The 24,961-nt window shown below is 56.8% G+C and carries 22 protein-coding genes; 15 read left to right on the plus strand and 7 right to left on the minus strand.

Annotated features, from left to right (window positions below; all coding sequences use genetic code 11):
• The first annotated feature begins 36 nt into the window (after positions 1 to 36).
• The 8 genes from BST95_RS14285 to BST95_RS14320 all read left to right on the plus strand — a co-directional run bounded on the left by BST95_RS14285 (position 37) and on the right by BST95_RS14320 (position 10,173).
• Positions 37 to 705 (plus strand): Crp/Fnr family transcriptional regulator, encoded by a 669-nt coding sequence (locus tag BST95_RS14285; RefSeq protein WP_066051374.1) that lies wholly within the window; start codon positions 37 to 39, stop codon positions 703 to 705.
• Between the two features lie 281 nt (positions 706 to 986).
• The gene (locus tag BST95_RS14290) at positions 987 to 2,159 is read left to right on the plus strand and encodes an acyl-CoA dehydrogenase family protein (RefSeq protein ID WP_066051376.1); all 1,173 of its coding nucleotides are present in this window, start codon (positions 987 to 989) and stop codon (positions 2,157 to 2,159) included.
• Between the two features lie 3 nt (positions 2,160 to 2,162).
• Complete coding sequence (locus BST95_RS14295) at positions 2,163 to 2,801, plus strand: glutathione S-transferase family protein (protein WP_229801579.1); 639 nt, start codon at positions 2,163 to 2,165, stop codon at positions 2,799 to 2,801.
• Between the two features lie 17 nt (positions 2,802 to 2,818).
• Positions 2,819 to 3,970 (plus strand): acyl-CoA dehydrogenase family protein, encoded by a 1,152-nt coding sequence (locus tag BST95_RS14300; protein ID WP_066051379.1) that lies wholly within the window; start codon positions 2,819 to 2,821, stop codon positions 3,968 to 3,970.
• A 20-nt stretch (positions 3,971 to 3,990) separates the two neighbouring features.
• A complete protein-coding gene (locus BST95_RS14305) occupies positions 3,991 to 5,616 on the plus strand; it encodes an acyl-CoA carboxylase subunit beta (protein WP_066051382.1) in 1,626 nt (541 codons plus the stop codon).
• 12 nt (positions 5,617 to 5,628) lie between these two features.
• Entirely contained in the window at positions 5,629 to 7,605 is a 1,977-nt protein-coding gene (locus BST95_RS14310; protein ID WP_084200258.1) for an acetyl/propionyl/methylcrotonyl-CoA carboxylase subunit alpha, read from the plus strand.
• Positions 7,598 to 9,355, plus strand: a complete 1,758-nt coding sequence (locus BST95_RS14315; protein ID WP_084200259.1) for an acyclic terpene utilization AtuA family protein — start codon at positions 7,598 to 7,600, stop codon at positions 9,353 to 9,355. The genes BST95_RS14310 and BST95_RS14315 overlap by 8 nt, the downstream gene beginning before the upstream one ends.
• 11 nt (positions 9,356 to 9,366) lie before the next feature.
• A complete protein-coding gene (locus BST95_RS14320; RefSeq protein ID WP_084200260.1) occupies positions 9,367 to 10,173 on the plus strand; it encodes an enoyl-CoA hydratase/isomerase family protein in 807 nt (268 codons plus the stop codon).
• Positions 10,174 to 10,216: 43 nt separating this feature from the next.
• Here the strand turns inward: BST95_RS14320 and BST95_RS14325 are convergent, their stop codons facing one another.
• Both BST95_RS14325 and BST95_RS14330 read right to left on the minus strand, forming a co-directional pair.
• Complete coding sequence (locus tag BST95_RS14325; RefSeq protein ID WP_205737282.1) at positions 10,217 to 11,275, minus strand: amidohydrolase family protein; 1,059 nt, start codon at positions 11,273 to 11,275, stop codon at positions 10,217 to 10,219.
• 17 nt (positions 11,276 to 11,292) lie between these two features.
• The gene (locus BST95_RS14330) at positions 11,293 to 12,798 is read right to left on the minus strand and encodes a hypothetical protein (protein WP_205737283.1); all 1,506 of its coding nucleotides are present in this window, start codon (positions 12,796 to 12,798) and stop codon (positions 11,293 to 11,295) included.
• A 177-nt stretch (positions 12,799 to 12,975) separates the two neighbouring features.
• On the opposite strand from BST95_RS14330, the gene BST95_RS14335 reads away from it, so the two are divergent.
• From BST95_RS14335 to BST95_RS14345, 3 genes are all read left to right on the plus strand, one after another.
• Positions 12,976 to 13,548: a gamma-glutamylcyclotransferase gene (locus tag BST95_RS14335; protein ID WP_084200262.1), complete on the plus strand. Its 573-nt coding sequence runs from the start codon at positions 12,976 to 12,978 to the stop codon at positions 13,546 to 13,548.
• Entirely contained in the window at positions 13,545 to 14,999 is a 1,455-nt protein-coding gene (locus BST95_RS14340; protein ID WP_084200263.1) for a sodium:solute symporter family protein, read from the plus strand. The genes BST95_RS14335 and BST95_RS14340 overlap by 4 nt, the downstream gene beginning before the upstream one ends.
• Before the next feature lie 98 nt (positions 15,000 to 15,097).
• Entirely contained in the window at positions 15,098 to 15,757 is a 660-nt protein-coding gene (locus BST95_RS14345; RefSeq protein WP_084201187.1) for a DsbA family oxidoreductase, read from the plus strand.
• Between the two features lie 31 nt (positions 15,758 to 15,788).
• On the opposite strand, the gene BST95_RS14350 is transcribed toward BST95_RS14345, so the two are convergent.
• The gene (locus BST95_RS14350; protein WP_084200264.1) at positions 15,789 to 16,178 is read right to left on the minus strand and encodes an MAPEG family protein; all 390 of its coding nucleotides are present in this window, start codon (positions 16,176 to 16,178) and stop codon (positions 15,789 to 15,791) included.
• Between the two features lie 156 nt (positions 16,179 to 16,334).
• Here BST95_RS14350 and BST95_RS14355 point away from each other — a divergent pair, with 156 nt between their 5' ends.
• The 4 genes from BST95_RS14355 to BST95_RS14365 are packed head-to-tail and all read left to right on the plus strand — an operon-like array spanning position 16,335 to position 18,169.
• The gene (locus BST95_RS14355) at positions 16,335 to 16,922 is read left to right on the plus strand and encodes a TetR/AcrR family transcriptional regulator (protein ID WP_066051406.1); all 588 of its coding nucleotides are present in this window, start codon (positions 16,335 to 16,337) and stop codon (positions 16,920 to 16,922) included.
• Positions 16,923 to 16,949: 27 nt separating this feature from the next.
• Positions 16,950 to 17,639 carry a haloalkane dehalogenase gene (locus tag BST95_RS14360; RefSeq protein WP_240500203.1) on the plus strand — a complete coding sequence of 230 codons (690 nt, stop codon included), beginning with the start codon at positions 16,950 to 16,952 and terminating at the stop codon, positions 17,637 to 17,639.
• A complete protein-coding gene (locus BST95_RS20650) occupies positions 17,636 to 17,827 on the plus strand; it encodes a hypothetical protein (protein ID WP_240500204.1) in 192 nt (63 codons plus the stop codon). Before BST95_RS14360 ends, BST95_RS20650 begins: the two co-directional genes overlap by 4 nt.
• A 27-nt stretch (positions 17,828 to 17,854) precedes the next feature.
• Positions 17,855 to 18,169 carry a DUF1330 domain-containing protein gene (locus tag BST95_RS14365; protein ID WP_066051411.1) on the plus strand — a complete coding sequence of 105 codons (315 nt, stop codon included), beginning with the start codon at positions 17,855 to 17,857 and terminating at the stop codon, positions 18,167 to 18,169.
• Positions 18,170 to 18,171: 2 nt separating this feature from the next.
• Here the strand turns inward: BST95_RS14365 and BST95_RS14370 are convergent, their stop codons facing one another.
• From BST95_RS14370 to BST95_RS14385, 4 genes are read right to left on the minus strand one after another with little or no spacing between them, the layout of a single operon-like run.
• Positions 18,172 to 20,151, minus strand: a complete 1,980-nt coding sequence (locus BST95_RS14370) for a DUF3604 domain-containing protein (protein WP_066051414.1) — start codon at positions 20,149 to 20,151, stop codon at positions 18,172 to 18,174.
• A gap of 54 nt (positions 20,152 to 20,205) precedes the next feature.
• On the minus strand, positions 20,206 to 22,329 hold the full coding sequence (locus BST95_RS14375) for a molybdopterin-dependent oxidoreductase (protein WP_084200265.1): 2,124 nt from the start codon (positions 22,327 to 22,329) through the stop codon (positions 20,206 to 20,208).
• A 22-nt stretch (positions 22,330 to 22,351) separates the two neighbouring features.
• Positions 22,352 to 22,738, minus strand: coding sequence for a DUF1330 domain-containing protein (locus tag BST95_RS14380; RefSeq protein ID WP_084200266.1), 387 nt, complete (start codon positions 22,736 to 22,738; stop codon positions 22,352 to 22,354).
• 24 nt (positions 22,739 to 22,762) lie between these two features.
• Positions 22,763 to 24,922, minus strand: a complete 2,160-nt coding sequence (locus BST95_RS14385) for a DUF3604 domain-containing protein (protein WP_084200267.1) — start codon at positions 24,920 to 24,922, stop codon at positions 22,763 to 22,765.
• Positions 24,923 to 24,961: the final 39 nt, after the last annotated feature.

A 24,961-nucleotide genomic window follows, 5' to 3' on the forward strand; every position in this document is an offset into this window, starting at 1 on the left:
ATGCTAAATATTTAGCATTTTCAAAAGACTATCCAGATGAACGAAACTCGTCCCCTGCTCGCGCTCCTCCCCAAATCACTGGCCAGGGCACTCACCGCAAGTGGCCAGGAAAAACACTACAAGAATGGCCAGCACATCCACACCCGTGGCACCGACCATCAAGGCCTGTCGATCATCATGAATGGGCGTGTCGGCTTTGGAATCTATGGTGAAGACGGCGGCTTCATACAAACCGGCGTACTGGGTGAAGGTCATTGCTTCGGTGAAGCTACCCTGTTCCTCAATAAGCCCCGGCCCTACGATGCCGACGCTCTCGGCAAAACTACCGTTGTCACCGTCAGCAAGCCACAGCTGGATGCTCTGCTCGCCCGCGAGCCCGCTCTTACCCAGGCACTGCTGGTCACACTTACCAGCCGACTGTACCAGGCGCTGGAATTTTCCGATGACACACGGACCAACACCCTCGAGGTGCGCGTCGCAAAAGTCTTGTTGCGCCTGCAACAGGAAGGCTGTTTTGGCGACAACGTTATCCGTGTACGTCAGGTCGACCTTGCTTTTGCCCTGGGGCAATCACGCGTCAGCGTCGGCAAAGCACTGACCACGTTAAAGACTCAGGGTCTGCTGACACTGGGCTACGGCGAGATACACATTTCCGACCTATCGTTATTTAAACGGTGGATCGCGCAACACCAATTTGCTCGATAGTTCGTGCCAGCTGCGTGTCAACGCGGACCAACAGCTGTATGCGGAGGCCACTGCCTTCCCGAAGTTCGAACAACTGCTGTTGGTTTTCTCCATCGAAAAGTGGCGCGAGTAGCTGGGCCCGGTGCGACAGGACCGGCACATCAGCCCGGGCCCTGTTCGGTTCGAGACAGTACCTTGGCACCAATTCCCATGCGATTGGCACCCAAAAAGGGGCGCCGTACCGCCATCGGTCTACACTTAGCGCTCCCGTCTGCCATACCACCAGAATATGGAGCAAAATCATGGCTTTGGACTTTGACAGTGCCCGCCTGAGCAACCCCTATCTGACTCCTGAACACGAGGAGTGGCGCGCCCAACTGCGTCGCTTTATAGATCGCGAGATCATGCCCTATGCGGCGCAGTGGGATGAAGACGGCGCCCTGCCCGATGAACTGTGGCAAAAGGCTGCAGAGGTGGGCTTGCTGGGACTCGGCTATCCCGAAGAATTCGGCGGCGTCCAGGAGGGGATCGACCTCTGGCATGTGAATATCATGAACGAGGAACTCTCGCGTGTGGGTGTCGGCGGCATCTTCCCGTCGCTGCTCATTCACGGCATTGGGCTACCTCCAGTGGTCAACTTTGCCAGCGATGCCATCAAACAGCAGGTCGTGCCCGCGGTGCTCGACGGCAGTAAGAAAATCTCTCTGGGCATTACTGAACCCAGCGGCGGTTCAGACGTGGCCAATATCCAGACCACAGCGCGTCGTGAAGGTGACCACTATATCGTCAATGGCTCCAAGACATTCATTTCCGGGGGAATGCGGGCTGACTGGACCACCACCGCGGTACGCACGGGTGGCGAGGGTCCCGCCGGCGTGTCCATGCTGCTGGTCCCCATGGATGCCGAGGGCGTGTCGCGCACCAAGCTCGATCGCAAGCAGGGATGGTGGGTGTCCGATACCGCCACCATCTACTACGACAACGTGAAAGTGCCCGTAGAGAACCTCATCGGTGAGGAAGGACACGGCTTCCTGGTCATCATGAACAACTTCAATGCCGAGCGCATGTCCATGTGTGTGCAGATGGAGGCCTATGCGCGGGTTTGCCTGGAGGAAGCAGTTAACTGGGCGCAGGAACGCAAAACCTTTGGCAAGCGTCTCGCCGACCACCAGGTGATCCGCCACAAGATTGCTGAGATGAAACAGCAGATCAATGCCTGCCAGGCCATGATCAATCACTGCACCCGCGAGATCATGGCCGGCCAGCCGAACTTCGGCGATATTGCCCTGCTCAAGGTGCAGTGCAGCCAGACCATGGAGTTTTGCGCCCGGGAGGCCAGCCAGATTCTCGGGGGCGCCAGCTACCTGCGTGACAACCGCGTCGAACGCATCTACCGCGAAGTGCGGGTCCAGGCCATCGGCGGCGGATCAGAAGAAATCATGCGCGACCTCGCCTCGCGCCAGTACGGAGTATAAACAGTGACAATCAAAGTATGGCATTGCCATAACGCGCGCTCACTGCGCGCCATCTGGGCACTGGAGGAAATGGGCTTCGATTATGAAGTGGAAGTCATGCCCTTCCCGCCCCGCTTTATGCAGCCTGAATTTATGGACGTCAATGAGCTGGGTACCATTCCCTATATGATCGACGGCGACGTTCACATGACTGAGTCCTCGGGCATTCCCCTGTACCTGGTTGAGAAGTACGGCAAGCACGAGTTCGGCCTGCGCCCGGACCATCCGGAGTATGGTGACTACATTAACTGGCTATTCCACAGCGACGCCACCCTCACCTTCCCTCAGACCGTCTACATTCGCTACACCTTGCAGGAACCGCCTGAGCGCGGCCTGGCCGAAGCGGCGACAGACTACATGAAGTGGTACCACGCACGCCTGCGCAGACTGAATCGCTACCTCGAAGATGGTCGCGAGTATCTCGTCGACAACCGTTTCACGATTGCCGACATCGACATTGCCTACGCTCTACACCTGGGTGAAGTGCTAAAAATCGATGAACGCTACAAGCCCCAGGTACGCGACTACCTCAACCGCATGCGCGAACGCCCGGCTTTCCAGAAAGTGGTCAAGCTGGGTGAAGAAGGCAGTATTTTTAAATAATTGAAAGAGACAAGACTATGCGTTTAACCGAAGAACACGAAGCCATCCGCAACACTATCGCCCAGTTTATCGATAAGGAGATCAATCCCTACTGCGACCAGTGGGAGGAAGATGGCATTTTCCCTGCACATGAACTGTTCAAGAAGATGGGCGATCTGGGTCTGCTCGGTATTGCCAAACCCGTTGAATACGGCGGCATGGGGCTCGACTACAGCTACCAGATAGTATTCTCCGAAGAACTCGGCAGAATCGCCAGCGGTGGCATTTCCATGGCCATCGGTGTGCAGACGGATATGGCGACTCCAGCCATGGCCAAGTTCGGTAGTGATCACATCAAACAGGAATTCCTGCGCAAGGCCATTTCCGGTGAAGCAGTGTGCTCCATTGCAGTGAGCGAACCTCACGCTGGCTCAGATGTCGCCGCGATCAAAACCACCGCCGTCAAAGATGGCGAAGACTACGTCATCAACGGCACCAAAATGTGGATTACCAATGCCACCCAGGCCGACTACCTGTGCCTGCTGGCCAACACCGGCGGCGACCACAAGCACCTGAACAAATCGCTGGTTGTGGTACCCACCAACACACCCGGTATTTCCTTCTCCGAGAAGCTGAACAAACTCGGTATGCGCTCTTCCGATACCGCGCAAATTTTCTTCGACGATGTGCGCGTACCTCAGATTAACCGCATCGGCGATGAAGGCATGGGCTTTGCCTACCAGATGCTGCAGTTCCAGGAGGAGCGGCTATTCGCCGCCGCCGGTGGCATCAAGAGCCTGGAATCCATTATCCAGGCCACTATTGATTACACACGTGAACGTCAGGCGTTCGGCAAGCCGCTCATCGACCAACAGGTGATTCACTATCGCATGGCGGAATTGCAAACCGAGGTGGAGTCGCTGCGCGCCCTCACCTACGACGCCGTGGAGGGTTACATCAATGGCGAGGATGTCACCCTCAAGGCCTCCATGGCCAAGCTGAAGGCGGGCCGTATCGGCCGAGAGATCACCGATGCCTGTCTGCAATACTGGGGTGGCCAGGGCTTTATGTGGGACAACCCTGTGTCCCGCGCCTACCGAGATGTACGCCTGACCTCCATCGGCGGCGGCGCCGACGAGGTTATGCTCGGCATCATCTGTAAGAAAATGGGCATTCTGCCCAAGAGCTAATCGAGCTACAGGAACGTACTATGGCTGTCATCGAATCCCAGCTGGATACCCAGTCCGAGGACTATCAGAACAACCATAAGGTCATGACCGCCGCCGTCGATGAATTTCGCGGCATCGAGCGGCGCGTGATTGAAGCGGCTCAGGCCAAGGCCCCCCGCTACATCAAGAAAGGCCTGATACCACCGCGCGAGCGCCTGAGCCTGCTGCTTGATGCGGGCTCACCGTTCCTGGAGTTGTCGACGTTGTGTGGCTACATGCAGGAAGAGGACACTGACGGCTCCGCAGCGGGTGGCAGTTACATCGCCGGCATTGGCTACATTTCAGGTGTACGTTGTGTGGTGGCCGTAGACGACTACCTGACCAAAGGCGGTAGCATCTCTCCGCTGGGCGGCCTCAAGCGCATGCGGATGCTGGACCTTGCCCTGGAGAACAAACTGCCCATGGTCAACCTGTCCCAGAGTGGCGGCGGCAACCTGAAGCTGGTCGGTGATACCTTCGGCACATCCGGCGCCATGTTTGCCAAACAATGTCGCCTTTCCGCGGCAGGTATCCCGCAGATTACCGTGGTGCACGGCAGTGCCACCGCTGGCGGAGCCTATCAGCCAACGCTTTCCGACTATCTGGTACTGGTGCGCAAGCAATCTACGATGTATCTCGCGGGACCACCACTGCTCAAGGCAGCTACAGGTGAGATCGCCACAGATGAAGAGCTTGGTGGCGCTGAGATGCACAGTGAGATCGCTGGCACCAACGACTATCTGGCGGAGAATGACGCCGACGGCATCCGCATCGCGCGCGATATCACCGCTAAACTCGGCTGGAATAAGCGCCAATCCCTGCCACCGCAAATCGACCATGCTGCCCCGCTATACCCGGCGGCGGAACTGCGCGGCATCGTTCCTGAAGATGCGAAAACCCCCTTTGACATGCGCGAGGTCATTGCTCGGGTCGCCGATGGCTCCGACTTTCTGGAGTTCAAAGGTGATTTCGACAACGGCACACTGTGCGGCCACATCGAGGTGGAAGGCTACCCGTGTGGAGTAATCGGTAATAACAGTCCGATCACTGCCAAGGGCGCAGCCAAGGCCGCGCAGTTTATCCAACTGTGTGAACAGTCCGGTACCCCTCTGCTGTTCCTCACCAACACAACCGGATTTCTGGTAGGTACCGAACCAGAGCAGGCAGGCATCATTAAACACGGTGCAAAGTTCATTCAGGCCGTCACCAACTGTACAGTGCCCAAGATCACGATTCTCATCGCTGGCTCTTATGGGGCAGGAAACTACGCCATGGCGGGGCGCGGCATGGACCCTCGTTTCCTGTTTGCGTGGCCACGCAGTGTTGTCTCCGTCATGGGCCCCGCCCAGGCGGGCAGCGTGTTGCGCCAGGTGGCCGAGGCAAAGGTACTTCGCTCCGGGGGCGAATTGAACGAAGATACCCTGGCCTTTATCGACGGACTGGAGCAGGAAACCATCCAGGATATGGAAGCGCGCTCCAATGCCCTGGCCAATACCGCCAGAATCTGGGACGACGGCATCATCGACCCCGCGGACACGCGCTCAGTCGTGGCATTTGCGCTGAGCGTGTGCCGCGAGGGCGATGATCGTCAGGTCAACACCAATACCTTTGGCGTCGGTCGTCTGTAAGGGAACAGCATCATGAGTAAGATTACTAAACTACTGATCGCCAATCGCGGGGAAATCGCCGTGCGTGTCATTCGCACGGCTCGGGATATGGGCTATCGCACCGTCGCTGTTTACAGTGAAGCCGACGCGAATGCACTGCACGTGAGCGAAGCCGACCAGGCGGTATGCATAGGCCCGGCCGCCGTGAATGAATCCTACCTGGTAGCAGACAACATTCTTAAGGCCGCCAGGCTGACAGGCGCCGACGCAATTCATCCGGGCTATGGTTTCCTCTCGGAAAATGCGGATTTTTCCCGTGCGTGCGAAGACGCAGGCATTGTCTTTATCGGCCCGCGTCCCGATGCGATCGAATTAATGGGTAGCAAGCGGCTATCCAAGATCGCCATGATCGAAGCAGGTGTGCCGTGTATTCCCGGCTACCAGGATGCCGACCAATCCGACGACACGCTGCTCGCCAAGGCCGCTGACATCGGCTTCCCGCTGATGGTGAAAGCCTCTGCCGGTGGTGGTGGCCGCGGCATGCGGCTGGTGTTTGAGGCGAGAGAGCTGGCAGAACAAATTCGCACCGCACGCTCAGAGGCCGAGAGCGCCTTCGGCAGTGGGGAATTGATTCTGGAACGAGCGGTACTCGAACCACGTCACGTGGAAATCCAGGTGTTTGCAGACGAGCACGGCAATGCGGTGTACCTGGGGGAACGCGACTGCTCCATTCAGCGCCGCCACCAGAAAGTTGTGGAAGAAGCCCCTTCGCCCTTTGTAGATCCCCAGCTGCGCCAACGTATGGGCGAAGCGGCGGTCAATGCAGCCAAAGCCTGCAACTACCGCGGGGCCGGTACGGTAGAGTTCTTGGTCGACAAGGACAAGAACTTCTACTTCCTGGAAATGAATACTCGCCTGCAGGTAGAGCACCCGGTGACCGAATTGATCACCGGGCAAGACCTGGTCGCCTGGCAATTGAAAGTAGCTTCCGGCGAACAACTACCGCTGACACAGGACGAAGTCTCTCTGAGCGGACACGCGGTGGAAGTTCGCCTTTACGCCGAGGACCCCCGCAATAACTTCATGCCTCAGACCGGCACGGTGCGCCTGTGGGAATACCCCGAGCGCGCGGGACTGCGCATGGACCACGGCATCCAGCAGGGTCAGGAGGTCAGCCCCTTCTATGACCCAATGATTGCCAAGGTCATCGCCTATGGCAGCGATCGTGCGGAGGCTATCCGGCGCCTGGCTTCTGCCGTTCAGGATACCCAGCTGCTGGGCATGAACAACAACAAGCTGTTTCTGCAGAATGTTTTGCGCCACGAAGTGTTTGCTCAAGGTGAAGCAACCACGGCATTTATCGAACAGCACTTCAGTGCTGACATCAGTATGGACCAGAAGAAGCCGCGGCAAGCCACACTCGCGCGGGCCGCCCTGCTCTTCCAGGCTCAGGCTACTGCGGCCGGTCCGGGAAGCGACGCGAGCTGGCATAACCCGGCTGCAGCGGCAACCACCTACCAGCTGGCCTTCGATGGGCAAGCCCAGGCCATCGCGATCACAGAAGGCAACGGCAGCTACGAAGTTGCAGTTGGAGAGGAGCGTCACTCCCTGACCCTGGTCGCCCTCAGCGATTCCGAGTGCGTCTATATCGACAATGGTGTGCGCGAATCCATGCGCTTTGCGTTTGCAGGCAACACGCTGTATCTGGATGACGGCACCGGTCATTTCATTATCGAGAACGTCACCTACCAGCCTGCCGCGGCTGCCGGAGGCGCAGGCAGCGGCCAACTAAAAGCGTCCATGGACGGCGCGATTGTCGATGTACTGGTCACGGAAGGTGATACTGTCGAAGCCGGACAGACCCTGGTGGTTCTGGAGGCGATGAAGATGGAGCATGCCCTAAAGGCAGGCATTAGCGGCATCGTGACGGCGATCAGCTGCGAAACGGGCCAGCAGGTGAAATCCAAGCAATTGCTGGCAACCATCGAGGGGGAACAAAGCGATGACTGATGTAATCAAGATCGCCAACTGCAGTGGTTTTTATGGGGACAAGCTGTCCGCGGCCCGTGAGATGGTTGAGGGCGGTCCTATTGACGTGCTGACAGGTGATTACCTCGCCGAGCTTACCATGGCGATTCTCTACAGCCAGAAAATGTCGCGCAACACCGGCTATGTGGGCACCTTTCTCAAGCAAATGAAGGATGTTCTGGCACTGTGCCTGGAGAAGAACATCAAAATTGTCACCAACGCCGGTGGCCTCAATCCCGCCGCTATGGCGGCAGCCATCGAAGACATTGCCGCCGAGCAAGGCTTGCAGGCAAATATTGCCTACATCGATGGCGACGATATTGCCCCGCGCCTGGAGGCGCTGGGTGAGAGTGGCGAAACGTTTACCAACATGGATACCGGCGTCAACCTGGTCGACACCGAGAACACGATGCTCACCGCCAACGCCTACCTGGGTGCCTGGGGCATTAAGGAGGCCCTGGACCAGGGCGCTGATGTGGTGGTCTGTCCCCGCGTCACCGATGCAGCTGTAGTGATCGGTCCGGCGGCCTGGAAGTTTAACTGGCAACGGGATAACTACCATGCCCTGGCGGGTGCACTCGCCGCCGGCCACATTATCGAGTGTGGTCAGCAAGCTACCGGAGGCAACTACGCGTTCTTCCAGGAAGTACCCAGCTTCGACAACCCTGGCTACCCCATCGCCGAAATTGAGGCCAATGGTCACTGCACCATTACCAAGCACCCTGGCACGGGCGGCCTCGTTTCTGTCGGCACGGTAAAGGCGCAGTTGCTGTACGAGATCAGTGACCCCGCCTACAAAAACCCCGATGTCATCGGCCACTTTGACTCGCTGCAAATTGAGCAGGTTGGCGAAGACCGTGTGTATATCAGCGGTTGCAAGGGTTCGGCCCCTCCCAAAACACACAAGGTCTGCATTAACACCTTGGGCGGATTCCGCAACGGTTTCGAGTTGCTGCTGACCGGCCTGGATATTGAAGAAAAGGCCAAGATACTGAGCGAAACCTTCTTCAACAGTATTGGCGGCAAGGAACAGTTCGACGATGTGACGATTGAACTGCTGCGCACGGACAAAAAAAACCCCAGCATCAATGAAGAGGCCTTTGCCCGGCTGCGCATCGTGTGCAAGTCCCGTGACAAGGATCTTGTCGGGCGCTTGTTCAGCGCGAAGATGATCGAACTCGCACTGGCCAACATTCCTGGCTTTGGACCGATGAACCCGATCGGCAATGGCGACACATTTCTCGCGTACTGGCCAGCACTCATCGACAGCAGCCACGTCACTGAACATGTACACGTAAACGGTCAGGTGATTGACGTTAAACCCACATCACAGTTGGGCCTGCCAGCGATTGAAGCGGAGTTTGCATCGGCACCTGTGTCCGCTGCCCCCCAGGGCGCCCCTGTGAGCTTGCCCTTTGGACGCTTGTTCGGCACGCGCTCCGGCGACAAGGGCGGCTGCGCTAACGTCGGCGTCTGGGCTACCAGCGAGCAGGCCTACGGATTTCTCCACGAATTCCTGACGGTGGAACGGCTCAAAACGCTCATGCCCGAAACCGCCGAGTTCGACATTGAGCGCTACGAACTGCCCAACATTCATTCGCTGAACTTTTTTATCAAGGGTATTCTCGGCGAGGGCGTGGCATCCTCAGTGCGCACTGACCCGCAGGCCAAATCCATGGGCGAATACCTGCGCGCCAAACTCATTGATGTGCCAGCAGATCTGGCAAAGTAGAGACAGCAACCATGAGCAATGAACAACTCTCACTCAACGGACTTCACTTTGAGACCGTCGAACTGGAAGAGAAAAACTACGTACTCACGATCACGCTAAACCGACCTGAGCGCAAGAATGCCATTAACCCCACGATGGCTGCGGAGATCATCTATGCACTGGATTACGCCAAGCAGGAGCGCGGCATTCGCGCAGTGGTACTGGCTGCCAACGGCGATATTTTCTGTGCTGGTGGCGACCTGGCCGCCATGAGCGGCAAGGCCAGTGAGACGGCCTCTACCGTACCGGTGCGTGGTGATCTGGACGATATCGCCCTGCGCTTCCGCCATCTCAACAAACCGTCTATTGCCTGCGTTCACGGCAACCTGTTTGCCGGCGCCTTGCTGTTCCTGTGCAATGTCACTCACGCCATCGCCGCTGAAGGTGTGCAGTTTTCGGCTCCCGAGATCAAGCGGGGAATCTGGCCGTTTATGGTAATGGGCGGTTTGTTCCGGATCATGCCGCAACGGGCCGCGCTGGATTTCATTATGCGCGGCAACCCTATTGGTACCGCAGAAGCAGAAAGATACGGATTGATTAACACCGCGGTACCGGCCGAAGCGCTGCAGACACATGCGGCAGCGCTGGCAGAGGAATTGGCCAGTCTCGCTCCCGGCTCAATGAGTATGGGGCTGGCGGCCTTTAATGCCCAGGACAGCATGGACTTTGACAGTGCCCTACCCTACCTGCGTGAACAACTAAACGCATGCCTGCAAAGCCAGGACGCCAGAGAAGGCATTAGTGCCTTTCTCGAAAAGCGCGCGCCCAACTGGGACTGATTGGGTCGTTGCTACCTGGCCGCCCATCATTGGGCGGCACCCTTCAGCGTCGCGCCGGGTTAGCCTTCTCCCAGGCGCGCACATCTTTTGCAGCCTGGTCAAAGACCCTGGCGAAATTACCTTTGCGGACCAATTCACTGGTTTCCGGCGAGAGTGAATTCCACAACGGGCGGTACGATTCGTAAACCGCATAGGCAGCCTCGGGTGTATCCAGCGCTACATTGTCGGTGCCCATGAGAAAGCGATCGGGGTATTTTTCAAGGAACGCTGCGGTCAGGCGCGTCGTTTCCGGAGTAGCAACTACGTACTTGGCCACTTCGCTCCAGGAGAGGTCAAAGTAGACGTGCTCCAGCTCGGGATCTGCGAGTATTTCCTCAATCATCGCCAGATGCCCCTCTACCGGTTGTACCACCCTGCCAAGCCCGGTGTGCGCCCAGATGATAGTCGCATCCGGGTGCCTTTTCAGCAGTGCCTTGGCCTGTTCAAAGTACACACGCCGTCCTTCCGGCTTCACAAAGGGCATATGAATGTCATTATGCATAATGGCGACCAGGCCTGATTCAGCACAAAACTCGAATATCTTGTCTACTGCTGGATCCAGAAGACTGGCAACATCGCCCGCCACTTTAGCGGACACGAATTCCTTGTGAATGGTGAATTCGCCAATGCCGCTAAATACGCCGGGAAAGGTTTGCAAGACCCGACGAACATGATCAGCGGCATAGGAATCCGCAGGATTAAAGCCCGTAATCATCGGCTCAAAGCGCTGCTGCTCAGACTCGGTGAGCGACATGTACTGCTGAGCAATATAGGCGTCATTGAATGAGTAGTAGTAGAGGTCCGTATCCGCATCGAGATAGTACGTTGGTGCAATATTACCGGTCACCCGATGCGACCAGTGCATTTGCAGTGGAATACCGAACAAAACTGATCGCCGCACTCGTTCTCCCACCACATCGAGATACTCACGGGCTGTGAGCCCCTCCTGAACGTAGTTAGTGAGATGTACGTGGCCATCGTAGTAGTCATCCTGGGCAGCGGCACCCATCGAAGTGATTGCAGCAGCCATCGTCATTAGCGTCGCTTTTACCGTGGTTGTCATACAGGGCTCTCCTGTTGCTAGAATTTCATCTCAACATTGGTGTGGAAGGCTACACCATCACCGCCCACCGCATAGGGAATACTGGAATAGCCGACGGCGGAGTCTTTCATGTAGACAAGCTCCGAGTTCACCCGGAACAGCCGCTCACGCTTGGGGTACCAGTTCACGCCGATCGCCGTATCCCAGGGGTCGCCATACTCGCCGTAGATTTTCGAGCCGGCGACATAGCCCTGCAGATACTTCGGTATAAACATGTAGGAGGTTTGCAACTGGAAGCCGTGGTCGTATAGGTCATCGACGGGGATATCACCTTCGATTTCAAAATCGTCGACCCAGCGCCAGTAGTACTCTCCAGAGAGCGCGAAGCCCTGATACTTCATACCCACATCCATGGCCAGCATTTCGTAGGTAGCGCGATTGATGCGGCCATTGGTATTAAATGCACCCGGCTGAAATATCCGGGTACCGTCAGACAAGCGAATCTGGCTGTTGTTGATGTCCTCGGTACCGGGCTGGCTCTGGCGATCTTCTTTACTGCGGGTAGCCGCGATGCCGAACAGGGTGGCCACCTCGTCATGCATCTCCCAATCGTCGTAGCCGCGCTGTGGCCCGAACTCACCCGTGGTCGGCATCCAGTCAATGCGACCACTCCAGGTATTCAGTTGGTCGTCGAGACGACTAGCGTTTACACCCAGCTGCGACAGATTGTTACCCAGCATCAGCTTGTACTGGCTGCGATCTGTGATCTTGCCAGCGCTCCAGATGCCCGTGGTATAGCTGGGGCGGAAGAATTCGTCGGCCATAGGGCGGCTATCGACTTTATTGAAGCGCGGGAAGGTACCCGACATGGAACGGGTGCCCGGCAGCGCGTCGATACCCAAGCCTACATCCAGGTGTTCATTGAACTTGTATTTCATGTTGCCCGCTACAACCACCTGGGCACTCTCACCTTGACTGGTATTGGAGGTCCAGGTGTAGAACATCCAGCGGAAGGCGGGATCGAACAGCCAACCGGAAAAGGTCAGGTTGACTTTGCTGACCTGAAAATCATTGCGCAGGTCGATATCAAACTCTCGCCCGAAGCTGTCGGTGTAGGAATCGTCCAGACCGCGCTGATTGAGATAGCGCACGTAACTCCATGCGCTGAAATTCAACTTGGCATTTTCAGATTGCGCCAAGGTAATACCTGCGCCGCCGGTATTGAAAATGCCGAGTACAGAATCGTCCTTGTCCGCCGCCGGTGGCGCAGCCTGTGTGGTTGCCGCCATCGCTTCGGATTCCATGGCGGGAGTCACATCCATCGAACGCAGGTGCTCATCCGTCAGCCCAACATGCTGCTCGAGCTCGGCAATCCTCATATCGCGCTGCGCCAGCTCCGCCTCCAGTCTGCGCTGGTTCTCCTCCAGCGCCAGCAATCGCTGCATTATGGCGTCACTGTCTGTTGCGGCTTGGGCGATAGTCGCTGGGCACCAGCCCATAATCGCTACCACCAAAGTGAAGAGCGCATATCGTTTATTGATCATTGTTTCTGCTCCAACAAGGGGTATAAAAGCTATAGACGCCGCACGCTAATTGGTCAACGTGCCCCCCCGGGATTGACCAGTAGATTCCACATATAGTTTGCACAAACGATGTTGCTCTCCACAGCAACTCGGGAGCCCGATATACTGGCCCAATATGTACGATGTCAGACAAACCCAATGAGTGCCCCCCTCACCGGCCACCGCCAGTCCCGCGACCTGCACAAGCCTGCCTGGGTATTTGGCTATGGCTCATTGATCTACAAAGTGGACTTTCCTTTCCTGCGGCGAGAAATAGCGAACATTACGGGCTGGGAGCGGCGGTTCTGGCAGGGTTCTCACGATCATCGCGGCACGCCGGAGGCTCCAGGTCGTGTAGTTACCCTGCTCCCGGCACCGGGCCGGGTTTGCCACGGCGTCGCCTATCTGGTCGAGCATCAGGTGTTTGAACATCTCGACTACCGTGAGAAGAACGGCTACCAGCGCTTCGATGGACTGATCACCTTGCGCAGTGACAACACCCAGGTGGCCGGCGTAATCTATGTTGCCGACAGCGACAATCCCGCCTACCTCGGCCCGGCCCCTATGCCGGAACTCGCGCAGCACATCGCCCGAGCACACGGCCCCAGTGGCAGCAATCGCGACTACGCGCTGCAATTGGCCGAAGCCCTGCGCGAACTGGGTGACCCCGATCCACACATCGCAGAATTGGAAAGACTGCTCACCGACGAACAAACAACAACGACATTATGATTCTCGACAGCACCGGGACCGCGCTGGTCATTGTCTATCTCTGCTCATTGCTCGCAATCGGCTGGTTCGCAAGACGCGCCAGCGCCGAATCCAGCCTCAAAGACTATTACCTCGCCGGCGGATCGCTAGGCGTGATGAGTTTGTTCTTCACGCTGTACGCTACCCAGTACAGCGGCAACAGTTTTTTCGCACTGCCCGGCAAAGCCTACCGCGACGGCATCATGGCCGGCGCGTTTATTCTCGGCGTGATGAGCATTGTGCTGATCTACCTGCTCTATGCGCCAAAACTGCACCGCATCGCACGCCAAGAGCAGTTTATCTCCGTCGGTGACTACATTCTGTGGCGCTATCAGAGCAACGCACTGCTCTACACGGTAAACGCTGTGTTTGTGGTAGTTCTGGTAACGTTTATCCTCGGCAACCTGAAGGCCATCGGCCTGTTATTGAGCACTGGCAGTGGTGGCCTGTTGAGCTTTGCCCAGGCCATTATTCTGGTCTGCATTATCATGGCGGTTTATGAAACCCTGGGGGGTATGCGCGGCGTTATCTGGACCGACATGATCCAGGGCCTGATGCTCATGGGTGGCAGCCTGATTGTCTTCTTTCTGCTACTGGGCCGCACCGATACCGGTTTAATGAACCACCCTGAACTACTACTGACTGAAACAGCTCGTTTTTTCTCTCAGCCAGCGCCAACGCATCAGTTTATCAGCCTTGTTCTGCTGATTGCGCTCGGCGCGGCAGTGTATCCGCAGGCGATTCAACGCATCTATGCAGCCCGCAGTGAGACCACGTTGCGCCGGTCTTATACGCTTATGTTTTTTATGCCGCTGCTCACCACACTACCGCTGTTTCTCATCGGTATCAGCGGCGCCGAGTGGTTCAGCGATCTGAATCGCGCTGAAAGCGAACAGATAGTCGTCATCGCCATTAGCGATCTGCTCACCGATGGTAGCAGCTTGAGCTGGCTACTTGCGCTCTACATGGGTGCAGCCATAGCCGCCATCATGTCGACGATTGATTCCGGCCTGCTTACGCTGGGCTCAATTGTGAATAAGGATGTCATTGCTCGGCGTTACCCAGAGATTCCGCAGCCGCGTTTACACCAGATAGGCCGACGCCTCACATGGATGATGATGGCAGCAATGGCAGCCATGGCTATTTTGCTTCCCAACACCATCTGGTCGCTACTGGTGCTGAAGCTGGAACTGGTTATTCAGGTCTTTCCCGCCGTGGTCCTGGGCCTACGCATGCCGCAACTACGCACTGAAGCAATACTGGGAGGTCTGCTGACAGGTTGCGCTGTCGCTGTTGCTCTGCGGGCATGGCCACAGCTTTCGCCGCTTACAGACATCCACAGTGGCATTTGGGCGCTGACTATCAATCTGCTGACGCTGGCACTGCTTCAATACCTCTACAACAAACGTACCCGCAAGCCAGCTCGACGCTGATTCGGCGGCGACCAGGCTGCGCACTTTCAGGCAGCGCTTGCATGCCCGGCGCAAGTGATCATAATCAGTGGCCACAGAAAAAGCCTGAGGCTAAAACCATGAGTCAGCATACATTTCACATCGATATCGTATCCGACGTTGTATGCCCCTGGTGCATCATCGGCTACAAGCAATTGCAGAAAACGTTACAGGCAACCCCGGAAGTGGGCGATGTGGACATTCGCTGGCATCCCTTCCAGCTCAATCCACACATGCCGCCTGAAGGACAGAATCTGCGCGAACACCTGATGATGAAGTATGGCTCCACCGCAGAACAGAGTATAGCCGCCAGACAGCGCCTGACGGACCTGGGCGAATCCCTGGGGTTCAGTTTTGACTACTTTGACGACATGCGCATGGTTAATACATTCGACGCTCATCGGCTACTACATTGGGCGGGACTGAAAGGCCGCCAGACTGAAATGAAGCTGGCCCTGTTTACCGCCTTTTTCAGCCACAGGAAAGACGTGAGCAATGCAAAGGTATTGGCCGCAACAGCGGCAGAGGCAGGATTGCCCGAGGATGAGGCGAGTCTGGTTCTGGAACAGGGAACGTTCTCAGACGAAGTGAACGCAGAGCTCGAACACTGGCTTGATCAGGGCATTCACGCGGTGCCGACCTTCATCTTTAACAATAAGTATCAGGTTCCAGGGGCACAGGACGCGGAAACCTTTGTTCGCGTCCTGCGCAAGGTCAATCAGAAGGAATCAGTTGCCTGACTCGGTGCGTACCGCCGCCATGGGCGCCCGGCTACACCAGTAGCAGAATCGCCAGGGTCAGGATTGAACCCAGAGTGCCGAGCATGGAGATCGGACGTAGCACGATGGGCAGCGATCGGGAGACGATCATCACGTAGTGCAGCACTCGGGCCGCCAACAGTACCGAGCCGAGCACCATCAGCACAGTATCAGACAAGCCATTCAAGTCGTTGAGCAACAGCAGAATAAGGCCGATGGGGACGTTCTCGATAAAGTTGCCATGTGCCCGAATCCGATTGCGCAATTCCTTATCGCCCTCATCACCCAGGCTGATTCCTGACTTGAAACGGTATGCCCCTACCCGCAGCGTGAAGATCACATGCAGTATGCCGAATAGTGCAGCGAACATTAGCGTCGTGTGTATTTGCAGAACGTCTTGCATGGAATTCCCCGGGTTTTGTTATCGTGCCAGCCCATTGTAAACGGCTCGGGAGGCTTACGGCTATCATCTGCTCGCTGTATCGGGGTTTACGTCCACTTGCCTTTTTGTACCAATCGGTACAGTATGATTCTTCTTTGACGTATACACGAGGCCGCCATGCCCCGCTCCGCAGAATTTGACCGCACCAAGGCCCTTGAGGCGGCGATGAAGCTATTCTGGGCCAGAGGCTATACTGCATGTTCTCTCCCGGACTTACTTGCAGCAATGAACATCGCCCGGTCCAGTTTCTACGCGAGCTATAGCACCAAGCGAGAGCTGTTTGTTGAGTGCCTGATAATGTTCGGCGACCGCACACTCACTATGGTTGAGCGGCACGCAGAGGACCGCTCCGCGACGGAGCTCGCGCGTGCGTTTTTCGAATCAACAATGTTGCAGGTATCGCCCAATAAAGTGCAGCAGGGCTGCATGATGGTGAATACCGTGTTGGAGCTAGCCGATGTCGACAGCGAGTTATGTGAACTGGCGACCGATAAACTCGACGCTATCGAGAACGCGTTTGTTCGCGCATTTACCGCTGACCTAAGCAGCGGGGCGTCGACTTCACATCTCGATCCACAAACCCTTGCCGCGCTGGTCATGACACTCAACCTCGGCCTGCGGGTGCAGTGTCGACGACCCCACTCGCCAGCCGAGTTACAACACCTTATCGATAACAGCCTGTCGATGCTCGAGCAGGCGGCCTGAATACCCTAAAGAAGCGGGATACTCATCATGCTATCTGAAACCATGCCCTACACAAAAAAAACAGCCACCGTCGCAGGTAAGAAAATCGCCTACATCGAAGAAGGGCAAGGCGACCCGATTGTACTGTTGCACGGCAACCCCACCTCATCGTTTCTGTGGCGAAACGTGGTTCCGGAGTTAGTTAACTCTGGCAGAGTTATCGTCCCGGATCTTATCGGCCAGGGCGATTCAGAAAAGTTACCGGCCAGCGAGGGGACGGACCGATATACCCTGGAGGTTGCCTATCATTACGTGGCAGGCCTGCTGGAGACCATTGACGCCCAGACGAACGTTACCCTGGTCATCCACGACTGGGGCAGCGCCATCGGTTTTATGTGGGCCATGCGCCACCCTGATCAGGTCAAAGGCGTCGCCTATATGGAAGGCATTGTCAGACCCGTCAACTGGGCGGACTGGCCAGCGAGCGGCGTGGGTATTTTCCAGGGTTTCCGCTCGGAAAAAGGCGAAGACCTCATTCTCAATCGCAATATGTTTATCGAGGGCGTCCTACCCTCCTCCATTCTTCGCACCCTGACAGAGACAGAAATGGACGCGTATCGCGCCCCCACACCGACGCCGATTCACGCCAGCCACTGCTTAACTGGCCGCGCCAGATCCCCATTGAAGGCGATCCTGCGAATATCGTGGAACTGGTCGAGGAATACGGCGCTTTTATGAGCGCGGCGCCTTTTCCCAAGCTCTTTGTTAACGCCGAGCCCGGCTCTATCCTGGTCGGCCCACAGCGCGAATTCTGCCGCACCTGGCCCAACCAGCAGGAAGTCACGGTAAAGGGCCTGCACTTCATTCAGGAAGATTCGCCAGTAGACATTGGACAGGCAGTGGCCGCCTGGCTGAAAAGCATATAACCCCACACACCACTTAAGGAAACAATAATGTCTGAAGCACCCGCCTATGTAGTCGCCAACCTGATTGTTCACGACCAGGCCGAGTACCTAAATTATGAGAAAGGATTTTTTCCGATTCTGAAAAAGCACGGGGGATCGTTTTTCACCTTCGATGACAACGTCAAACACCTCGAAGGTACAGACCCCAGAGAGGGCCGCATGGTGATCTTCCAATTCCCGTCGGCTGACGCCGCCGAAGCCTGGTACAACGATGCGGAGTACCAGGCGCTGTCCGAACATCGGCGTGCGGCCACCACACTGGTGTCGCTTACCCTGGTGCACGGATTACCTCCCAGAGGCTAGCGCTACTTGCTGGCGGTGTACCAGATCGGTGACGACCATGCCCGTTCCTGCACCGTGCGCTGGTGCTCCGCCACACAACAGTCTTCATAGCCCTCAGTAATGGTTGAGGGATCATCACAGTCCACGCCGGCGTCATTGCACTGATACTGACTCCAGCGACAGCTGGGATTCTCCAGTGCCCGGGCGTAGTAGAATGCATTCGCCGCAGGGTCAAAGGCAGGGTCTTCCCAGACACTACACAACTGTGCATGTCCTTCGCCTGTGCGTTCACAGGTCTTCAAGTCAACACTGGCGCCGTTGTCCCCCCCGGCCACATCGAGCACCTGTTCGTGCACTTCACCATCCTTGTACCAGCCCTTCACAATCTGAACGCGCTGCAAGGCCGCTCCAGGGTAATCCACAGTTCCCGGATCCTGACTCACCGCCACCAGGAAACGCGGCGGCGCATCAGCCGCGGGAAGATCGCTGCCCATAGGTACGCCCTGCGCATAAGCATTGGCGACCATAGCATCGCTGGCACACAGGTTGGGATCGAGATCAGCACCGCCAAAGAACCGCAACAGCGGACGTGTACCACTGGTGGCGTAGGCCTCTTTACGCTGCATGGCCGAGAACAATGACTCGCGGGTATTTTCCTCTGCCCACAGCACCGTTAGTCCGCCCGGGCTGTTTTCCAGTTCGTCGGGCAATCCGACAATCGCTTCCTTCGCGCCCCGGCCCGCACCGCCATGGCCGGGATGGCCTTTCTCCTGGGTCAAACCAGGTGCCGCAATATGCGTATCGGTGGCCGCACTGAGACCAAATTTCAGGCTATTCACACCCATACCCGCCTGCTGACGCAGGCCTTCTTTCAATGCCCAGCGAACAAAGTTGTTTGCGGTGGGCAGTTCCGTCGGTGGCACAAGATCGCCGGCGGTGCCGCGCAGCCAGTCGGGAATCCACTCGTTCACCCCGGTGGGTTTACCACCGAATGTGTCGTAACTGAATTTTTCTTCATTGCAGAACTCATCGCCGGCCCACACGGCCTGGCGAATATCGCACTCGGACTCACCTTTATGCTGCGTGAGTTCAATCAGCGGCTCCCAGCGCGCCCTACGCCGGGCCTGCTCGGGCGATACCGGCAACTCCGGCACGGCTTCAGAGGTCACTGCTGGATTCTGGAACATCAGTCCGGCACTGATATTGGAGTTATGGGGAATGGTGACAGCGTCACATCCCGGTGTATCGGCCACACAATCCTGCTCAAGGTAATCCCACAGTTGTTCAACAGAGGGCGTCTCCACCCAGCTTTTAGCCACCGGGGGCACGTGCTCGTTCTTGAAGATCACATTGCGATGCAGGTTCGCCGCATTGGGATTAGTAAGACCAGTCCACTCATAGCCAACAAAGCTGGTAAAGCTACAGGCCGAGCTTCGATCATAGGCTTCCTCTGCAGCATCCCGAATATTCTGCCAGCGGCTGAGTGCATGCTCCTCACACAGCGCACCCTCACCGCTATCGTCATCACAGAAACCGAATCGCTGCTTGTAGATCGCAGTTTTCATACTAAACATCTGCATACCGAGAACAGACATGTTGCGGTGTATCATGCACGGCCAACTGGAATAACCCTCAAGCCCCGGCGTATAGCAAACCTTAACTTCGCCGAGAAACTCGGCATGATCTGTCACCGCAGTAAAATCCAGTGGACGATCGATCTGGATCTTGCGCTGGCCAACACCATTTTCATCAAACGGCTGGATCAGCAGCGGTTCACCCTTGGCAAACCGGTAAGCATCGGCTGGCGTTGCCCGCGTATCCTGCGCTCGGGCGTCAAAAGAGTAAGCCGTATGTACGTGCGTGTCGCCGAAGAAAGGCTGGCGCAGCTCCGAATAATTGTCACAAGCTTCCCGGGCAGTGGCCGGCCCTGCGAGCCCCAGCAATACCAGAGAGATCGCGCCTGTACACCGGCTACGGGAAGTTAAATGTCCTCGAAACAACATGCTTACTATGCCTCTGTAATTTTCTTTCTAGAATTCGCTTTGCAGTGCAGCGCCCTAGGCCGCGGTGACGGTGACCGGTACGCCGTTAAGCGCAGCATTCCCTGACACTTCGTCAACGAACTGATCGTCAGTCAAATCATTAATGCTGACCCCAGCCTGTTGCGATGCAACGGATAGTTTCACCCCCGAACGCTGATGCCCCCAGCCGTGTGGCAGGCAAACGACACCGAGCATCATATCATCCGTCGCAGTGACTTGTGTGACGACACTACCCACCCGCGAACGTATCTCAACCGTGTCGTCATCGCTGAGGTTACGCTCGGCCATGTCCTGCGGGTGCATAAACAGCTTCCACCTCGGCTTGCCCTTCACAAGGCGATGCGAATTGTGCATCCAGGAGTTATTGGAACGCACATGCCGACGACCAATCAGCAGCAGGCCATCGTCGCTTTGTGTCTGCGCAACTTCGGCAAGGCGCGGCATATCCGCGGTCACATAATCAGGCACGAGCGCGATTTTACCGCTCTCCGTTCCCAATCTCTCAGTCAATGAAGGTTGCAACGGCCCAAGGTCCAGGCCGTGGGGATGAGCGCGAATCTTATCCAGGGTCAGTGCCAGCGCATGGCCCTGTTGCTCGCCGTAAAACCCTGCCTGAATACCCATATCGATCAATACATCAGGCGCCGGCAACGGCTTGGCATCGAGCTCTTTACGCGCCGCAAGGGCAACCCCCAGGCCGTTCATAATCTGCCAGTCGTGTAACGCGCCGGGGGCAGGCTCAAAGACCGCCTCGTTCATGCGGGTGACGTTGCGCACCGCAAGCCGGTTAAAGGCGAGGTCGTAGTGATCGTGTTCCAGCGGCCCTGTCGGAGGCAAAATAATGTCCGCGTGACGGGTGGTTTCGTTAATGAAAAAGTCAATTGACACCATGAAATCCAGCGACTCAAAGGCCTCATCCAGGCGTCTGCCATTACTGGCCGAAAGCACCGGATTACCCGCAATTGTCATCATGGCCCGCAACTGACCTTCCCCTGGCGTAAGAATATCCTCAGCCATGGTTACTGCAGGCAGTTCACCGGCAAATTCAGGGAGGCCACGAACGCGCGACGTAAATCTACCAAGGCTGCCTGCGCCCTTTTCGCCTCTAGTGATATAGCCGAATGCGGGTGAGCATACGAGCGCCCCACCCTCGCGATCAAGATTGCCGCTGAGAATATTAATGACCTGAATCGCCCATTGGCACAAAGCACCAAACTGCTGCACAGAAGCGCCCATACGGCCATAGCAAACGGCACCCTCGGCATTGATCATCTCACGAGCCAGATCCCTGACGGTAGCAGCAGGAATGCCTGTCTTCGACTCGGCGAGTTCCGGAGTGAACGCGCTGACTATCTCTGGCAGCTCATCCAGGTGATCGATGTGCGCTGCCAGATGCCCGAGATCGACCAGGTCTTCATTGATCAGCGTGTGGATCATTGCCATGAGTAGAAAGACATCGCTGCCCGGGCGAATAAACAGATGCTCGTCGGCGATCGCAGCGGTTTCAGTGCGGCGCGGGTCGATTACAACGAATCGGCCGCCGCGAGACTGGATGGCCTTGAGCCGGTTCTTAACATCCGGCACCGTCATGATGCTGCCATTGGACGCCAATGGATTGCCGCCAATGATCAACATGAACTGGGTGCGATCGATATCAGGAATGGGCAGGCACTGCTGATGGCCGTACATGGCCCATGCGGCCAGGTGATGCGGTAGTTGATCCAGCGAAGTCGCCGAATACGTAACTCGCGACTGCAGGGCTTTGCGCACTACGCCTGAGTGAGTCATGCTGCCGTAGTTATGCACATTCGGATTACCGGCATAAATCGCGACCGTATCGTTGCCATACCGCGCCTGTATATCTGCCAGTCGATCCGCAACCGTCGCAAAAGCCTCGTCCCATTCGATCTCCTGCCAACTGCCATCAGCCAATTTCTTCATTGGCATACGCAGCCGATCAGGATCGTAGTGCAGGTCCTCCAGGGCGGTTGCTTTGGGGCAGATATGACCACGGCTGAACGGGTCGTCTTTATCCCCCTTGATCGAAAGAATCTGCTCACCCTGGGTTTTTATTTCTACACCACAAATGGCCTCGCACAAGTGGCAGGCCCGGTAGTGGCTGATGACGTCGTCGGTCATGGCTCTCTCCCGTTTTTACGGTTTAACACTGTAGCAGTATCTGACTTTCCAATCCGGCTTCCCGGTGCACGTAGAGATCCTGATATGCCTGACTTTCGGTCATCTCGAGAAACGCCTGCACCGACGGGTAATTGACGATAACGACCATGTCCCAATCGAGGTCGCTCTGCCCCACGACCAGCGTGTTTGCCTCGCTGCTGAAGACAAACGCTCCCCCCAGGGCAGTAATGAGCTCGGCAACCTTCACCCCATAGCGCAGGTAGGCATCGCGCCCCGACAAGTCGGCGTCGCTGCCGTCGGGATAAGTGGCCAGATCCTTAAACTTGAGCAGATTTAACATGTTGATGGGTCCACCCCCATCACGCTCAACCAGGGCGGCAAGCTGTTCATCAGTAGGCTCAATGGACATGTCATAACTCCTTAAACAGGCGCCTCATTGTGCGCCGAGAAAATGAATGGGGGACGACCAGGCCCGCTCTTGTAACGTTCTGGCCAGATCAGGTCTCGGATCCACGCCTGCGCGTATCGCATCCCAGGTTGACCAGCGGCAGGTCGGGTTCTCCAGCGCTCGGGCGTAGTAAAAAGCTCGCTGGCCGGGCTGAAAATCCGGGTCATGCCACAGTACCGCAAGCTGGCTGGCACCGGTCTCCACATTGATGGAACAATCACTGACATCAACACGGGCGCCGTTATCGGGACAACGTTGCGTGACAAGGTCCACAGCAGCGCCACCAGCACAGGCGACATCAACTACCTGCTCATGGGTAGTGCCCTGAGCATCAATCCAGCCCTTGATCACTTGCAGACGCTGTAACGGAGCCCCGCGAGGATCGGCAGAAGCCATGACAATAAACCCTGGCGATTGCGGCTCGGCTTCGAGGCCAGACGGCGCCGCCAACTCACCCCCCATGCTCACGCCCGTTGTATAGGCACGCTGCACGGCTTCGGCACTTTCCAGCATGCTGTCGTCCAGATCGTAACCGGCGAAGAATCGCAGCGAGATCCGCGGCCCAGAAGTTGCAAAAACCTCCTTGCGACGAAAGGCCCGATAAATTGACTCGCGGGTATTTTCCTCTGCCCATACCGCCGCTAGTCCCGAGGCGCCATACAGCGGGCTTGATCCACGCGCATAAACATCGCCGTTAATACGCGTGAACATACCCTTGCCCTGGGGGGACGGCACCAGGGTCATGGCTGCCTTGGTAAACCAATACGAAAACTCACCGTCGAGGCCCTGCCGTGGCACAGATCCCCGCTGTTCAGGTAGTGCGGACAACAGGCCAAGCTTCGAAACATAGGTAGATTCATCCAGCTGGCTGGCCGCCGAATGCGTGTCGCTGGAGCCGATGAAGCCAAACATATAGGGGTTGGCGATACCCTGCTCTTCCAGCGTTAGCCCGGTGCGCAGTGCCTCACGCACATAAGAACCTTCAATCTGGCTCAGTGCATTGGTCGCCACGCGATAAGGCAGAATCTCGAAGCCGGCAAACTCGTCGCGACTGGAAAGTTGTGGGTGGGTCTCAGAGGTACCCTTGATCTGGGTAATCTCAACAATTGGCTCATTGCGCAGGCGCTGGGTAGCGTAAGCGTCATCCATGGGATTGCCCGCCCAGTCGACCATTTTGAACATCTGGCCATTGGACGCATTCGAGTTGTGGGGTATTGCCAGGCTCTCTACGCCCATGTCACGCAACTCATCCATCCAGTCCCACAGGTCCTCCGGGTTGGTGGAGTGAAAACGAGAGAAAGGCTCTCGCGGCAGGCGTTCGCTGCCCTCGAAGATCACATTGCGATGCAGATTGCCCATATCCGGCGTGGACGTGGTGTATTCGAAACCGACAAACGTCGTAAATTTACCTGGATCGTTGTACTGATCTGCGGCTTCGACGATATCTGCCCAGGTGCCACGAATAATGCCCAGCGCCTCTTCGCGATCCAATTCTCCCGCAGCAATCATGCCGGAGGCTGTCGGCAGAAAACTCGCAAATGTCGCCAGGCGGCGCAAGGTGCTGACTATGTCTGTGCCATTCTTTTCAGCGGCGTTAAAGTCGCGATAGGGCTCGGCGAAGGTATTGCGTGAAAACGCAGTGGAGGTATCTGATGCAGCATTAAACAAACCCAGGAACATCGCGTGATCAGTGACCGAGTAGAAATCCAGCGGGGCCGACAACTGCATATCAAATCCCGCGGGATTGGCAATCGCCTCGCCCAGTGCAAACCGATAGGCGTCATAGGGCGTTGCCAGCGTGCCCATGGAGTGCCCGTCAAAAGAGTACGTGGTATGCACATGTAGGTCGCCAAAATAGGCCTTGCGATCCGACGCAGCCTCGGCATCTGGCGCCCCAGGGTCCGCTTCGCGCTCCATGAGCACAGTTTCTGTTTCGAACACCTTGCGGGTAAAACCACCATCGGCATTCATATCGACGATAATACTGTCAATCTCCTCGGTGTTTTCGATAATCTGTGGATCGTCGTGCACATCCGCTGCCGCACTGAAAGCATCACCCGACTGCGCGATCTGCTCACCATCACAGCCCACCAACATCCCCGCCGCGACGGCAGCCGCCCAAGGCATCATTCTCACTGATTTCATTATTGTTGTCTCATTATGGTGTGCACGATGCCGGCCATA

Origin of the sequence: Halioglobus japonicus, from assembly GCF_001983995.1 — a bacterium.
Taxonomy (GTDB): Bacteria; Pseudomonadota; Gammaproteobacteria; order Pseudomonadales; family Halieaceae; genus Halioglobus; species Halioglobus japonicus.

What these genes read in the sequence shown, in the direction of transcription:
- BST95_RS14285 (WP_066051374.1), top strand. Translation starts at nt 37, where the DNA reads ATGAACGAAACTCGTCCCCTGCTCGCGCTCCTCCCCAAATCACTGGCC.
- BST95_RS14290 (WP_066051376.1), top strand. Translation starts at nt 987, where the DNA reads ATGGCTTTGGACTTTGACAGTGCCCGCCTGAGCAACCCCTATCTGACT.
- BST95_RS14300 (WP_066051379.1), top strand. Translation starts at nt 2,819, where the DNA reads ATGCGTTTAACCGAAGAACACGAAGCCATCCGCAACACTATCGCCCAG.
- BST95_RS14305 (WP_066051382.1), top strand. Translation starts at nt 3,991, where the DNA reads ATGGCTGTCATCGAATCCCAGCTGGATACCCAGTCCGAGGACTATCAG.
- BST95_RS14310 (WP_084200258.1), top strand. Translation starts at nt 5,629, where the DNA reads ATGAGTAAGATTACTAAACTACTGATCGCCAATCGCGGGGAAATCGCC.
- BST95_RS14315 (WP_084200259.1), top strand. Translation starts at nt 7,598, where the DNA reads ATGACTGATGTAATCAAGATCGCCAACTGCAGTGGTTTTTATGGGGAC.
- BST95_RS14320 (WP_084200260.1), top strand. Translation starts at nt 9,367, where the DNA reads ATGAGCAATGAACAACTCTCACTCAACGGACTTCACTTTGAGACCGTC.
- BST95_RS14325 (WP_205737282.1), bottom strand. Translation starts at nt 11,275, where the DNA reads ATGACAACCACGGTAAAAGCGACGCTAATGACGATGGCTGCTGCAATC.
- BST95_RS14330 (WP_205737283.1), bottom strand. Translation starts at nt 12,798, where the DNA reads ATGATCAATAAACGATATGCGCTCTTCACTTTGGTGGTAGCGATTATG.
- BST95_RS14335 (WP_084200262.1), top strand. Translation starts at nt 12,976, where the DNA reads ATGAGTGCCCCCCTCACCGGCCACCGCCAGTCCCGCGACCTGCACAAG.
- BST95_RS14340 (WP_084200263.1), top strand. Translation starts at nt 13,545, where the DNA reads ATGATTCTCGACAGCACCGGGACCGCGCTGGTCATTGTCTATCTCTGC.
- BST95_RS14345 (WP_084201187.1), top strand. Translation starts at nt 15,098, where the DNA reads ATGAGTCAGCATACATTTCACATCGATATCGTATCCGACGTTGTATGC.
- BST95_RS14350 (WP_084200264.1), bottom strand. Translation starts at nt 16,178, where the DNA reads ATGCAAGACGTTCTGCAAATACACACGACGCTAATGTTCGCTGCACTA.
- BST95_RS14355 (WP_066051406.1), top strand. Translation starts at nt 16,335, where the DNA reads ATGCCCCGCTCCGCAGAATTTGACCGCACCAAGGCCCTTGAGGCGGCG.
- BST95_RS14360 (WP_240500203.1), top strand. Translation starts at nt 16,950, where the DNA reads ATGCTATCTGAAACCATGCCCTACACAAAAAAAACAGCCACCGTCGCA.
- BST95_RS20650 (WP_240500204.1), top strand. Translation starts at nt 17,636, where the DNA reads ATGAGCGCGGCGCCTTTTCCCAAGCTCTTTGTTAACGCCGAGCCCGGC.
- BST95_RS14365 (WP_066051411.1), top strand. Translation starts at nt 17,855, where the DNA reads ATGTCTGAAGCACCCGCCTATGTAGTCGCCAACCTGATTGTTCACGAC.
- BST95_RS14370 (WP_066051414.1), bottom strand. Translation starts at nt 20,151, where the DNA reads ATGTTGTTTCGAGGACATTTAACTTCCCGTAGCCGGTGTACAGGCGCG.
- BST95_RS14375 (WP_084200265.1), bottom strand. Translation starts at nt 22,329, where the DNA reads ATGACCGACGACGTCATCAGCCACTACCGGGCCTGCCACTTGTGCGAG.
- BST95_RS14380 (WP_084200266.1), bottom strand. Translation starts at nt 22,738, where the DNA reads ATGTCCATTGAGCCTACTGATGAACAGCTTGCCGCCCTGGTTGAGCGT.
- BST95_RS14385 (WP_084200267.1), bottom strand. Translation starts at nt 24,922, where the DNA reads ATGAAATCAGTGAGAATGATGCCTTGGGCGGCTGCCGTCGCGGCGGGG.